General features: G+C 66.4%; 10 protein-coding genes. 3 read left to right on the top strand and 7 right to left on the bottom strand.

Annotated elements, in window-relative coordinates:
- Positions 1–21: 21 nt before the first annotated feature.
- The 5 genes from J2X67_RS06105 to J2X67_RS06085 form a co-directional block, all read right to left on the bottom strand.
- Positions 22–1,875, bottom strand: a complete 1,854-nt coding sequence (locus tag J2X67_RS06105) for an ATP-binding cassette domain-containing protein (protein ID WP_309951408.1) — start codon at positions 1,873–1,875, stop codon at positions 22–24.
- Positions 1,876–1,947: 72 nt separating this feature from the next.
- Complete coding sequence (locus J2X67_RS06100; protein ID WP_309951406.1) at positions 1,948–2,244, bottom strand: hypothetical protein; 297 nt, start codon at positions 2,242–2,244, stop codon at positions 1,948–1,950.
- Positions 2,241–5,318 (bottom strand): glutamate ligase domain-containing protein, encoded by a 3,078-nt coding sequence (locus J2X67_RS06095; RefSeq protein WP_409050467.1) that lies wholly within the window; start codon positions 5,316–5,318, stop codon positions 2,241–2,243. The genes J2X67_RS06100 and J2X67_RS06095 overlap by 4 nt, the downstream gene beginning before the upstream one ends.
- A 106-nt stretch (positions 5,319–5,424) precedes the next feature.
- Entirely contained in the window at positions 5,425–5,928 is a 504-nt protein-coding gene (pal, locus tag J2X67_RS06090; protein ID WP_309951402.1) for a peptidoglycan-associated lipoprotein Pal, read from the bottom strand.
- A gap of 85 nt (positions 5,929–6,013) precedes the next feature.
- Positions 6,014–8,992, bottom strand: a complete 2,979-nt coding sequence (locus tag J2X67_RS06085) for a hypothetical protein (protein WP_309951400.1) — start codon at positions 8,990–8,992, stop codon at positions 6,014–6,016.
- Positions 8,993–9,281: 289 nt separating this feature from the next.
- Between J2X67_RS06085 and J2X67_RS06080 the strand changes: the two genes are divergently transcribed.
- Positions 9,282–9,716 (top strand): DUF1841 family protein, encoded by a 435-nt coding sequence (locus J2X67_RS06080; RefSeq protein ID WP_018906845.1) that lies wholly within the window; start codon positions 9,282–9,284, stop codon positions 9,714–9,716.
- Here J2X67_RS06080 and J2X67_RS06075 read toward each other — a convergent pair.
- Positions 9,713–10,699, bottom strand: coding sequence for a LysR substrate-binding domain-containing protein (locus J2X67_RS06075; protein ID WP_309951398.1), 987 nt, complete (start codon positions 10,697–10,699; stop codon positions 9,713–9,715). The two genes, J2X67_RS06080 and J2X67_RS06075, sit on opposite strands and share 4 nt — an antisense overlap.
- 109 nt (positions 10,700–10,808) lie before the next feature.
- Between J2X67_RS06075 and pcaH the strand changes: the two genes are divergently transcribed.
- Positions 10,809–11,534, top strand: coding sequence for a protocatechuate 3,4-dioxygenase subunit beta (pcaH, locus tag J2X67_RS06070; protein ID WP_309951396.1), 726 nt, complete (start codon positions 10,809–10,811; stop codon positions 11,532–11,534).
- Positions 11,535–11,545: 11 nt separating this feature from the next.
- Positions 11,546–12,157 (top strand): protocatechuate 3,4-dioxygenase subunit alpha, encoded by a 612-nt coding sequence (gene pcaG / locus J2X67_RS06065; RefSeq protein WP_309951393.1) that lies wholly within the window; start codon positions 11,546–11,548, stop codon positions 12,155–12,157.
- Between the two features lie 92 nt (positions 12,158–12,249).
- Here the strand turns inward: pcaG and J2X67_RS06060 are convergent, their stop codons facing one another.
- On the bottom strand, positions 12,250–12,945 hold the full coding sequence (locus J2X67_RS06060) for a c-type cytochrome (RefSeq protein WP_309951392.1): 696 nt from the start codon (positions 12,943–12,945) through the stop codon (positions 12,250–12,252).
- Positions 12,946–12,997 lie beyond the last annotated feature (52 nt).

The raw sequence follows: 12,997 nt of genomic DNA, 5'->3' as shown, positions 1-12,997 counted from the left end.
TCTTCTCTTCCGTTGCCCGGCTCAGGCCATCGAACGGTTCGCGGCTGCAGCTGCGCCCTGCGAATGCGGATGCGCATCGGCCTCCGCGTCTGCCGCAGCCGGATCGCCCAACGCCACCAGCGCCTTCTTGACACCAAAGAGCTTCGGCACCATCACTGCAGCCGTTCCCTGCTCGACATTGCCCTGCCCCGTGACGTGATAGACCACCGTGGCGGCCGAGACGATGCGCAGCGAATGCGTGACGACCACCACGGTGCGCACCTTGGCCACGGCGAGCAGCGTGGCAAGCAAGGTTCGTTCGCTCTGAAAGTCAAGGTCGTTGCTGGGCTCGTCGAGCACCAGCACCGAGGGCTTGCGCAAGAAGCTCATGGCCAGCGCCAGCTTGCGGCGCTCGCCGACCGAAAAACCGGTGCCGCCTTCGCCCACCACGGTGCGGTAACCATCGGGCAGCTTCGAGATGAAGTCGTGCGCGCCCGAGAGCTTGCAGGCCGCCACCACCTGCTCGTCGCTCTGCCCCGGGGCCGTGCGGCGCATGGTGTCGATCAGCGGGCCGCCAAACCAGTACACCTCTTGCGAGAGATAGCTGATCCATCGGGAAAGCTCTTCGCGGCCGAACTGCGACAGGTCGTATTCGCCAATGCTGATGATGCCGCGCGTGGGCGTGTACAGGCCCGAAAGCAGCTTGACCAGCGTCGACTTGCCGGCGCCGTTGCGCCCGACGATCACATGCAGGCCGCCCGGCCCGATGTCGAGATCGACGTTTTCGAGCACCGGCTTCTGCGCGGTTTCCGTGAAGCTGAAGCTCACGTCCTTGAGCGTGACACGGCCCAGCGGCTGCGGCAGCGTCATGCCGCTCGGCGGCTTTTCGACCGGCTCGGCAAGCACTTTCTCGAGCCGCTTTGCGGCCTCTTTGGCGGCGGCCAGCGAACGCCAGCTCGAGACAAGGCCGGCCACCGGCTGCAATGCCTTGAGGGCCAGCATGTTCGAGGCGACCAGGCCGCCCACCGTCATCCACTGCTCCATGACGGAAATAGCGCCCACCGTCACCACGATGACCGAGAAGACCGTCAGCAGCACCGTGGTGCCGTCGCGAGCGGATTCGATCTGGCCGTTCTTGCTGAAGCTTTCGCTCAGCCAGGCGTTGTAGGTCTGGCGCCACATTTCGATGGTGGGACCGTCGTTCGACTGCGTCTTGAGCGTTTCGCGCGCATTGCAGATCTCCGAGGTCATGCGGTCGAGGCCGCGGCCACGTTGCACTTCCTCGACCCGGCCGCTGCGCACCTCGTCGGCCCACCACCACGCCAGAAACGCCATCACGCCAAGAAACAAGGCCACCACCGGCAACACCGGCAATGCAACGATGCCGATCACCACCAGCGCGAAGATCGCCATTGGCAGATCGAAGATCGATTGCGCCAGGCCGCCGGTGACCGTGCCGCGCACGGAAGCCACGTCGCGAAAGAACTGGTGCCATACCGAGGCCGGCCGTGCCTCGAGCGCGCGCAGCGGGCGGTTCAGCATCGAGTTCAGCAACGCGCCAGACACGCCGTGGTCGATGATGGCGCCCGCATTGCGCAGCAGGCGCGAACGCCGCGAGCGCATCCAGAACTCGATGCACAGGAAAAACAGAATGCCGCACACCAGCGCGGCGAGCGTGGAGATGCCGCTGCGCGACAGCACGCGGTCGTACACCTGGAGCAGGAAGATCGACGGCAGCAGACCGAATAGGCTGATGGGCAGCGAGCGCCACGCAGCGCTCTTGACCAAGGGATAAGCGTCGCGAAAGGCCGCGTTCAGGGCGCCCGCATACGGGCTGGCACCCGGCTCTTTGGGTACATCGGCAACCAACTGACTGGGCAAGAGAAACTTGATCATGGGAATGGCCGATCCGTCGGGCAGTGACGCCTCAACGATTATCAACTGTTACCCTTCTGTTACAAGCAATATCTACCCTTGTATGCCGAGGCAGCGCGGCGTTCCTGTGTATTCCTTCACAGCCGGATCGTCGGGCGTGGCGACATCTTTGTTACCGCGCTCCGCATGCACGCAACCTGTGGCTTTTCTGGCAGCGGGACGGGCTTCATCGTCAGGCAGGCCCTTGGTCAGCACCAGTGCGACATTGGCGCACAGCAACATGCAAAGAAGCCAGGCGCCAAGCAGTTGCAGCCAGCCGAGCCACCAGCGGCGCGCAGTTGCCGCCTCTGCCGGTTGATAGTGCAAGGGCTGGTACGCGCTGAATTTCATGGCAATGCTTTCAAAACCCGGGCGAGCCGGGACAGGCCAACGCCTGCGGAACTCTTGGCCAGCACCCAGTCGCCCGGCTGCAGCAGGCCTCCGAGTGCGGTCGACAGGTCGGACACATCGACGAACCAATGCGACCGGACCTTGGTGCGTATGCGTGCATGCAGCGCCCGCATGAGAGGCCCGCACAGCAGCACGCGGTCGGGCTGCGATGCGAGCAGTTCGGGCTCCAGGTCGAGGTGATGCCGCTGCGCGGCGGGGCCCAGCTCCTGCATGTCGCCGAGGATTGCGACGCGCCGGGCCGGTTCGCAGGGGGCCTGCGACAGCAGCTCGAGCGCGGCGCGCATCGAGCTTGGGTTTGCGTCGTAGGTTTCGTCGATCAGCTTGAAGCTGCCGCCGCCGATGTGGATGGTGTGCAGCGCGCCGCGCCCGCCCGGCGGCTCGAAGCGGGCAAAGGGCTCCACGGCCGCGGCGAGCTTCAGGCGCATGGCCTGCAGCGCCGCGAGTACGGCCACGGCGCTCGCGCCCATGTGGCGGCCCGGCGCGTTGAGCCGCAGCTGGAACGGTTCTCCGTAGACAAGCGCCTGAACCTCGCCCTGGCCGAACGCGAGCAGCCGCACGTCGGCATCCTTGTGCTCGCCGTAGGTCACTATCTGCAGCTGCTGCGCCATCGCGGCTTCGGCGAAGGTTGCGAATTCGGGAATGTCGCGGTTCAGCACGGCGCTGTCGCCCGGCGCCATGCCCTGGAAGATGCGGCTGTCCAGGCGCGCGGCAGCTTCCGAGGGACCACGTGCTTTCTGCGATGCCGCCGACAGGCCCGTGACGATCGCCAGCATCGGACGCACCAGTTGCGCCGAGGCGAGCATGTGCGGCGACGCCATCTCAAGCACCCAATACGCGGCATGCCGCGGCATGCAAGTGAGGTTCCATGCAATGCCTGAAGGCAGGCTCACATTGCCTTCGGGCCGGGCCACTTCGCCCCAGACGGCCAACGCATCGGCCAGCATGGCGGCCACGGTGTTGCTGCCGATGCCGCTGCCCAGCACGCCGCAGACGCGGCCGACGAACTCGTTGCGCGCGTGAGCCCCCAGCTCCAGCACGGCCTGCAGCACGTTGGGCACCTGGAGCACGGGCACGCGCTTGTCGAGGTGCGGCGCGGGATCGGTACACAGCACGGCGGCCGCGGGCTGCAACACGCCCTTGAGGGCCACCGCGGCCAACTGCGTCTTCGAAGTGCGCGGCTGGTGCTCGAACACCACGCGGCCCTTGCGCAAGAAAGAGCGCTGCGTCACGCCGGCGGCACGCCAGCCCTCTTCCGGGCGCACGACCCATTCGCCGCCGGTTACGCGCGCCATTTCGCTGGCGGTCCATGCGGCGCCGTCGTCCTTTGCGCTACCGCTGGCGGCGCCGGGCACGGCACGGCGCTCGAGCAGGTAGCGGTGGTAGGCGACAAAGCCCGACACGTACTGCGCCACGTCGTCCACGCGCACGCGGAACGCGTGGTGCCGTATGAAGAACGACCCGGCAACGGCGGCAGGCCGCCGGAAGTACATCGCCATTTCTGGCCAGAAAAAACCGTTGAGCAGGTAGTGCGCGCGGTACTCGAGTGCGCGATGAAACTTTTCGGTTTCGAGCTCTTCGAGCAGGTGCCGCATGGCGGGCATGCCCTCGAGCCGCTGGAGCATCTGCTGCGCGGCAAGCATGAGCGCGAGCAGCGTCGGATACGTGGTCTTGCGGTCGAGCACGAAGTCCAGGTAGCCGGCCACGTTCTGCAGGCCGAAGCGAAAGTACTTTTCTTGCGGGCTCCAGCGCGTGAGCTCGTTGACGCAGCAGCTCAAGCTGTGGTCGTGCGACTGCCAGTGCTGGCTTGCAATGAAATGATCGAAGGCTTTTTCCACCGCTGCGAGCCATCGCGCATCGCGCGTCAGGCCATACAGGCGCAGGAGCCCCAGGGCCGCTTCGCCGTCGTAGTAAATGGCGCGAGAGGCCTGCTTGACTTGCAGGTTGCCTGCATGCAGCACGTGGTTGAAGCGACCCGTGACAACGTCTTGCATCGAGACGATGCCCTGCGCCAGCTTCTCGAGCAATGGCAGCCATTGGCGCGTGTCGGTGGCCTCGCAGTACCTCACCAGTGCGAGCACGCAGGCCGCATTGCCGCTCAGCTTGATCTCTTCATCCGCATCGACCAGGAACGCGGCCTGGCTGCCGTCCGGGAGGGTGTAGCCGCGTATGAGCCAGTTCGCCAGATACCCGAGGGCACGGTCGATGGCGGCGCACAGCTGGTCGCCACCCGTGAGCTCCCACGCCTCGAGCATCGCGTGGAGCACGCTCGCGTGGCGAGTGGCGTCGCTGGCCGGAATGCGGCGGTCGAAACACGGAAAGTAGCCGTAGACAAACCGCCCGTCGCCCTGAACCTGGCGCGCGAGATAGGACGTGCCGCTGCGCACGAGGTCGAGCGCCGACTGCGGGTTGAGCGCGGGCGCCTGGCGCCGCCCCGCATCGAGCCCCGTGCCCACGAGCTTGTGCACCACGCAGTCGGGTTGGCAGAACACACCCGCAGTGGCCAGCAGGTAGACCGGCTGGTCCGCCGGGAGTTCGAGCGTAAGCGTGCGTGCGAAGCGCGCCTGGCCATAGATCTCGAAGTTGCGCGCGTTCACCACCGCATGCGCAATGTTCGAATCGGCATGGAGCATGGCATTGGCGTTGAGCTCCTGCTCGGTGAATGCCGTGCTGAAGTCCTTGTCGAACGCCAGGCCAAGGCGAAAGTAGTTGCGCTTGACGGCAGCCAGCTGGGCCTTGAACTGCGACCAGTCGATCGGGCTTGCGCCTTCTACCCAGTCGATGCGCAGCCACGGCGACACGATGCCGTTTTCGCGCACCCAGCGGGCCATGGCTTTGGCGCCTTCGTGCCATGCGTCCTCGAATTCGGCCGCACGCGTGTGAACCACGTGCGCGCGCTGCGATCCGTCGCTCACCGAGAAGAAAAGCGTGAATGCCGGGTACGGCGCCGGCAATGCCGCGCACACCGGCACCAGGCGCTCGTGGCAGGCATGGAGCTGATCGGAGAAGGACATCATTCGGCCTCGATCGAATACGGGAGACCGATCGCGCCTGTCATGTGCTCTTGCTTTTTTGACGCAGCGGACCGGAAACTCCCCTCGAAGGCATCGCGTTATCCGGATTTCAGCGGTAGCTGAATTCGGCTCGGCGATTGAGTTGGTGACCCTCCTCGGTGGCCTCGGTCGACGCCGGCTTTTCGAGGCCCCAGCTGACGGCCTCGATGCGCTCGGCCGGCACGCCGAGTTGCGTGAGCGCGCGTTGCACGGATTCGGCCCGGCGCTGGCCCAGGGCCAGGTTGTATTCGCGGCCGCCGCGCAAGTCGGTGTGGCCTTCGATGGTCACCTTGCTGCCAGGCCGGCTCCGCAGGAAGTTCGCATGCGCCTCCACAACGCTGCGGTACTGCGCCTTGATGTCGTATCTGTCGAAATCGAAATACACGATCCTTGCCGCGGCGGGGCTCTCCTGCACCGGCGGCGCGGGCGGAGGCGGCTCCACCTTCGCGACCGGTGTGGCCTTGTTCGAGTAGTAGTAGGTCGCGTCTTCGCGTCCGCCCTTGGGCCCTGTTCCGCAGGCGGCAAGGCTTGCCCCCAGTGCGACGACGGCAAGTATCCGGAAAGTGTTTTTCATGTTGGGTCCTTTGTGCGGGGGGCGGGCCGCGAGGCCCGCCCCTGCGCTGTTGTTTTTCTTCTTCTCCTGCTGCTGCCCTTGTTCCTCAGCCCAGCAGGCCGTGCAGGATGTTCGTGACCGGAGTCAGAACGCTGCCGGTGCCGGCCGCCTGGTCGACCAGGCTGGTGATCGGGGTTACGACGTCCGTCACGATCGGAGCGGCGTGCTCGACGGTGTCGACCACGCTGGCGACTGTTTCGACAACCGGCTCAAGCGTCGGGGCCGCACCGGCCAGGATGTCGGTGACGGGTTCGGCCACCTCGGAGACGGCGGCAATCACCGGTTGCAGCACCTCGCCGACCGAGCCTGCCGTGTCGAGCACCGGGTCAAGAATGTTCGCGACCGGGCCGCTGTCGCCCAGCACGCCGCCAAGCAGGCCGCTGTTGCCCAGCAGGCTTCCGACCAGGCCGTCGTCGCCGACAACACCGCTGAGGAGGTCGCCACCCAGGAGGTCTCCACCGAGCAGGTCGCCGCCGAGCAAACCGCCGACGACGCCGTCTTCGCCGAGAACACCGCCCAGCAGGTCGCCGCCGAGAAGGTCACCGCCGACCAAGCCGCCAACGATGCCGTCTTCGCCGAGAACACCGCCCAGAAGGTCACCGCCAAGCAGATCGCCGCCGACCAGGCCGCCGACGATGCCGTCCTCACCGAGCACGCCGCCCAGCAGGTCACCGCCGAGCAGATCGCCGCCGACCAGGCCACCGACGATGCCGTCCTCACCGAGCACGCCACCCAGCAGGTCACCGCCGAGCAGATCGCCGCCGACCAGGCCACCGACGATGCCGTCCTCGCCGAGCACGCCGCCCAGCAGGTCACCGCCAAGCAGATCGCCGCCGACCAGGCCGCCGACGATGCCGTCCTCACCGAGCACGCCGCCCAGCAGGTCACCGCCAAGCAGATCGCCACCGAGGAGGTCGCCACCCAGCAGGCTGCCGACCGGACCTTCGTTGCTCAACAGGCCACCTTCACCCAGCAGGCCACCGCCCAGGCCGTTGTCGCCGAGTACGCCTCCCAGAAGGCCTTGGTCGCCCAGCACTCCATCGAGCGCACCGCCCAGCAGGGCGTCTTCGCCGCCGAGCAAGCCACTCACGGGGCTGTCTGCCAGCAGGCCGCCCACGACGCCGCCGTCGCCGAGCAGGTTGTCCACCAAGCCGTCCTGGCCCAACAGCCCGCCTGTGAGGCCTTCGCTGCCCAGCACGCCGGCGAGTGCGCCATCGCCTCCAAGCAGGCCGCCCACAAGGCCGTCGCCGCCGACCAGCCCGCCGAGTGCGCCATCGTCTCCGAGCAGGCCGCCGACAAGGCCTTCCTCACCCAGGGGGCCGCCAAGCAGGCCACCCAGGAGGCCATCGTCGCCCAGGAGCCCGCCGACCAGGCCATCGCCGCTCGTTGCGCCGCCGAGCAGGCCGCCGACAACGCCGTCTTCAGCAAGCAGTGCGCCCACGGCGCTGTCTTCCGCCAGCAAGCCGCCCACGAGGCCTTCTTCGCTCACCAGGCCAGCCACGAGGCTGTTGTCGCCAAGCAGCCCGTCGACGACGTTCTCGACCACACCGCCGTCGCCCACGAGGTCGTCGATGACGCCGTCCAGGCCGAGCGCGGTGGTCGCGCCGATCAGGATGCCGTTGTCGCCCACAAGGTTGTCCAGGCCGTTTTGCAGCGCGTCGGTCACATGGTCGACCTGGCCGACCAGCGAATCGGTGGCGCCTTCACCAAGCAGGCCGTCGAGCGCCGGGCTGATCGCGCCATTGACGCTGTCGAGCACTGTCTCGGCCACGTTGTCCACGGGGTCGAACTGGTTCGGGTCGTCCCGTGTGAATTCGGAGCCGAGCACCGGCGCAACGATGTCGTCCACCAGGTCGGTCGTCCCGTCGAGGACGCCAGTGACGGGGTCGAGTGAATCGCCCAGGCCGAGGTTGTCGTCCGTCGAGCCGACCACGCCGCTGAGGAGGTTGTCGCCCGGGTTCAGGAGTGCGTCGCCGTCTGCGTCTGCGTCTGCATCTGCATCGGCGTCGGCATCTGCATCTGCATCTGCATCTGCATCTGCATCTGCATCTGCATCTGCATCTGCATCTGCATCTGCATCGGCATCGGCATCGGCATCTGCATCGGCATCGGCATCGGCATCGGCATCGGCGTCTGCGTCTGCGTCTGCATCGGCGTCTGCATCAGCGTCTGCGTCTGCGTCTGCGTCGGCATCTGCATCAGCGTCTGCATCTGCATCTGCATCGGCATCGGCATCGGCATCTGCATCGGCATCTGCATCGGCATCGGCATCTGCATCTGCATCTGCATCTGCATCAGCGTCTGCATCAGCGTCTGCATCAGCGTCTGCATCAGCGTCGGCATCAGCATCAGCATCGGCATCACCGTCCGCATCTGCATCCGCGTCCGCGTCGGCATCCGCATCGGCATCCGTGTCGCCGCTGCCGACGAGGAACGGAATCGTTCCGCCGTCGCCGCCACCACCACCGCCGAGTGCGGCGCCCAGGCCGGCGGCTCCCAAAGCGCCGAGTGCGAATTCACCCAGGCCGAGGCCGCCGCCTGCGGCGACCTTCTTCGTGACGGCGAGCGCGGCCGCATCGGCATCGCTGTCGGGAGGGGTCACCTGCAGGTCGCCCGAGGCGACGTCCACGTTTACTTGCTCGAGGCCGCCGGGCAGCTTGGTCGAGCCGATCGTGGCATCGGTGCCGCCGGTGAAGACGCCGGCCAGCGGCGCCTTGTTGCTGGCCGAGCCGGGGAACAGCACGTTGGCCTGGCCGCCTTCGGGAACGATCACACGGTCGCCCGCCATCAACGTCTGGTTGCCCTCCACCGGAATGCGGACACCGTCGCGCATCACTGCGACGCCCGGCGTAGCATTGGACAATGTGCCGATGCCGGCAGGCGCCGCGGTTGCGGTGGGCGCCATCGAGCTGGCTGCGGCGGGAGCGCCGAGCGGCATGCTGTTGGCTTGGGCGATGACCACGGGAGCCACGCCACTTGCGGCGAGTCCTTCGGTCGAATTGGTCGATGCTTGGGTTGCGTTCATGGTGGGCCTCTGTGACAAAAGATGCATGTACAGGGGCAACAGGCGTGCCAAATCGTTAACAGTTGTTCGACGGGGCACCTCGCTCGCAGTAAGTCATTGATCTATAACGGGATTTTTTTATTTCTCCGCCATCGGACCACTCAGGAAATCGCGCTCGCCAGCCTCTTTTCGCCGTTCGTTACGTAACGATGTAACGTCGTGCTACCGGAACATCAGGCGTGTTCCGAGCCCTCCACTCGCGGATTCACCCGGCATTTTTCTTCCCCCTTTTCGGCTCCCTCATACAGATATGTTCAATCCCTCCCAGGAAGACGTGCGCCGCTTCTTCTGCGACGTGTACGCAAAGCACCGGCAAGGCTTGCCGATGGAAGCCCTCGAGACGATTGCCGCGGGATGGATCGACGCGCACCCCGAATACCACGAGGACCTGGCCGACGCCGATGCAGCAGTGGCGCGCGTGTACGACGGCTCGAACGGCCGGGAGAACCCGTTCCTGCACCTGTCGATGCATCTTTCGATCAGCGAGCAATGCTCGATCGACCAGCCGCGCGGCATCCGCCAGGCGGTCGAGTTGCTGGCCGCGCGCCGCGGCTCATTGCTCGACGCGCATCACGAGGCCATGGAATGCCTCGGGCAGATGATGTGGGAGAGCCAGCGCGCCGGCCGCCCGCCCGATGGCGACGGCTACGTGGCCTGCGTGCAGCGCCGCGCCACCAAGGACTAGCCGGCCCTTCGGGAAGGCAACGCCCCCTGCTGCTTCGCGCCCTCGCGCAGCAGGGCGGCCATGGCACCTCGCAGGGCGGAAGGCTCGGCCTCGCTGCGCAGCAGCAGGCCCACGGGCTCGTCGGTGCCGGCGGTTTCGATACGCAGCCTGACCAGGCGCTCGTCGGCCAGCTCACCGCGCGCGGCGCCCAGGGGGGTGATCCACACCGCATCGGAAACAGCCAGCAGGCCGCGCGCCACGGCAACGTCGAGCGTCTGCAAGGCATTGGCAGGCAGCGCGAGGCCACGCGCAGACAAGAAGCTTTCGGTGTTGTGGCGGGGAATCGTGCCCTCGCCGTACACCACCAGCGGGTAGCCGAGCACTGCCTGAACCGACACGGCCCGGGTGGGCCGCGCCGAAAGGGGGTGGCCGGCGCGCACGGCAAACACCAGCGGCTCGGTGTAGAGCAGCTCGAAGCTGAGCCCGCCCATCAGGCGCGGATCGCTCATGCGGCCGACCACCAGGTCGAGTTCGCCGGCGCGCAGCTCGTCGAGCAGCACCGGGTTGGCTGCACTCTTCACCACCACCTGCACTGCGGGCCAGCGGTCGCGAAAGCGCGCGAGCGCCACAGGCAGCAAGGCCGGCGCCACGCTCGGCAGCGCGCCGATGCGCAGCCGCTCGACGCGCTCACCCGAGGCGGGCGCCACGGCTTGGGCGCTGGCGTCGAGCGCCTCGAGCACGCGCAGCGCATGGGCCAGCAACTGCTCGCCGGCGGGCGCGAGCCCCTGAACGCCGCGCCGGCCGGCCTTGCTCCGCTCGACCAGGCGCGTGCCTACGATGGATTCAAGCTCTGAAAGCGTCTTGGAAACAGCCGGCTGGCTCAGCGAAAGCCGCTCGGCGGCACGCGCCAGATGGCGTTCTTGCGCCACGGCGACAAGGCAACGCAAGTGGCGCAGCTGCACGTTGCGCACAAAGTCCTGGCGAAGATCGGCTGCGTTTTTCAATTACCGGTGGTTATTCAAAACGAATCAATCTTCAATTTACATCATCGAACGGGACTTCTAAAGTTCGGGTTCCGGATTCGATCCGTCCCCCACGACAGGAGACAACGACATGTTGACCAAAACGAAGGCCTCCTCGGCCGTCCTCACGCCGCGCGACTGGGAGGCACACCCCTCTTATGTCTACCCCGGCTACAAGTCCACCGTGAAGCGGGGCCCGCAAAAGCCGCTGGTGCCGCTGAAGGCCTCGCTGGGCGAACTGCAGCAGCCGGTCTATGGCCACGACAGCATCGGCGAGTTCGACCACGACCTGACGCGCAACGCCCGCAAGAACGGCGAGCCGCTGGGCGAACGCATGATCCTGACCGGCCAGGTGCTCGACGAACGCCGCCGCCCGGTGGCCAATACGCTGGTCGAGCTGTGGCAGGCCAACGCATCGGGCCGCTACGTGCACAAGGTCGACCAGCACGACGCACCGCTCGACCCCAACTTTCTGGGCGCCGGCCGCTGCCTGACGGACAGCGAAGGCCGCTATCGCTTTCTCACCATCAAGCCCGGCGCGTACCCGTGGGGCAACCATCCGAACGCCTGGCGTCCGCAGCACATTCACCTGTCGCTTTTCGGCCAGAGCTTTGCGAGCCGCCTGGTCACGCAGATGTACTTTCCCGGCGATCCGCTGCTGCAGTACGACCCCATGGTCACCGGCACGCCCGAGCGCTACCGCAACCGCCTGATTGCCGACTTCAGCCTCGACATCACCGAAGAGGGCTACGCGCTGGGCTACCAGTTCGACATCGTGCTGCGCGGCGCCGACGAAACGCCGTTCGAGAACCGCTGAAAGGATTTCCCATGCCATTGATGACCGCCCAGGAAGCCGACTTCGGCCAGACCCCTTCCCAGACCGTGGGCCCCTACTTCGCCTACGGCCTTACCGCGACGCAGTACGGCTACGACTTCAACCAGCCCTTCGACGCCGCCGTGGCGCTGGACAACGCCCGAGGCGAGCGCATTCGCCTCGAAGGCCGCGTGCTCGACGGCGACGGCAACCCGATTGGCGACGCGCTGGTCGAAATCAGCCAGGCAGACGGCGAAGGCCATTACCCGCAAACCCCGGCCGAGGCCAGCGAAATGGGCTTTCGCGCCTTCGGACGCGCCGGCACGGGCACCGATCCGCAGAACCGCTTCTTGTTCCACACCGTGAAGCCGGGCGCTGAAACACTGGGCGAAGCCCCGCACATCAACGTGATCGTGCTGATGCGCGGCCTGCTGCTGCATGCGTTCACGCGCGTGTATTTCAGCGACGAGGCCGAAGCCAATGCGAAAGACGCCGTGCTGGCGAGCGTGCCGGCCGAGCGCCGCCACACGCTGATTGCCGAGCGCGTGGAGCGCGGCGGCGCGGTGAGCTACCGCATCGACATCCGCATGCAGGGCGCAGACGAAACGGTGTTCTTCGACGTCTGACCCAAGACGAACCCGCCAGACGCAGAAAAGCCCGCTCGAAGCGGGCTTTTTCTTGTGCGCGGCAGCCGGGTTGCGCTGCCAGGCCTGGCTGGTTACTGGCCGCCGCTGCGGTGCAGGCGCGATTCCGGCACCGTCTTGAGCTCGCCGGGCAGCGTGCTGATGTAGTTGGCGAGCGTCTTGAGTTCGGCGTTGGTGAACTTCTTGGGCTCGACCTGCTGCGCCATGACGGCGTTCGAACGGCCCAGGTGCAGGTTGTTCTTGACGCGGTACGACTTGAGCGCGACGAAGAGGTAATCGGCATGCTGGCCGGCCAGCTTGGGCACGGTGCCATCGTTCGGCGTATTGAAGTTGGCGCCGTGGCACTTGGTGCAGCTGTTGTCCTTGTCGCGCGACACCAGGGCCTGGATGTTTTCAGGCATTGGCTTGGCCATTTCGGCCGGGGGCGCGTCGCCTTCCTTCAGGCCCAGCTGGCTGTAGTAGGCGGCCACGTCGGCAATGTCCTGCTCGCTCAGGCTGTCGGCAATGGCGCGCATGGTGGGGTGCTTGCGGTCGCCGCCCTTGTAGGCGGTGAGCGCGGCAGTGATGTAGCTGGCGCTCTGGCCGGCAATCATCGGAACCTTGTGGATCTCCGGAAAGCTGGCCTGGTAGCCGATGATGCCGTGGCAGCCCACGCACATTGCCACCTTCTTGGAACCGTCCTGGGCCTTGCCCGTGACTTGCTGGGCTTGCGCCGAGACCGTCACGCAAGCGACAGCGAAGGCAAACATCGTGGTCAACAACTTGTTCATTTTGCGCGCACAATCTCGTGGAGATACAGTTTTTCGAATCAACATTCGATTA

It is taken from the genome of Variovorax sp. 3319, from assembly GCF_031456585.1.
GTDB lineage: Bacteria > Pseudomonadota > Gammaproteobacteria > Burkholderiales > Burkholderiaceae_C > Variovorax > Variovorax paradoxus_P.
Note: the sequence above shows the minus strand (reverse complement) of the source record. Positions and strands in the feature narration are given on the sequence as shown.

Bases quoted from the DNA above. Each gene is read 5' to 3' on its own strand.
- J2X67_RS06105 (WP_309951408.1), bottom strand. From the start codon at position 1,875: ATGATCAAGTTTCTCTTGCCCAGTCAGTTGGTTGCCGATGTACCCAAA.
- J2X67_RS06100 (WP_309951406.1), bottom strand. From the start codon at position 2,244: ATGAAATTCAGCGCGTACCAGCCCTTGCACTATCAACCGGCAGAGGCG.
- J2X67_RS06095 (WP_409050467.1), bottom strand. From the start codon at position 5,318: ATGATGTCCTTCTCCGATCAGCTCCATGCCTGCCACGAGCGCCTGGTG.
- pal (WP_309951402.1), bottom strand. From the start codon at position 5,928: ATGAAAAACACTTTCCGGATACTTGCCGTCGTCGCACTGGGGGCAAGC.
- J2X67_RS06085 (WP_309951400.1), bottom strand. From the start codon at position 8,992: ATGAACGCAACCCAAGCATCGACCAATTCGACCGAAGGACTCGCCGCA.
- J2X67_RS06080 (WP_018906845.1), top strand. From the start codon at position 9,282: ATGTTCAATCCCTCCCAGGAAGACGTGCGCCGCTTCTTCTGCGACGTG.
- pcaH (WP_309951396.1), top strand. From the start codon at position 10,809: ATGTTGACCAAAACGAAGGCCTCCTCGGCCGTCCTCACGCCGCGCGAC.
- pcaG (WP_309951393.1), top strand. From the start codon at position 11,546: ATGCCATTGATGACCGCCCAGGAAGCCGACTTCGGCCAGACCCCTTCC.
- J2X67_RS06060 (WP_309951392.1), bottom strand. From the start codon at position 12,945: ATGAACAAGTTGTTGACCACGATGTTTGCCTTCGCTGTCGCTTGCGTG.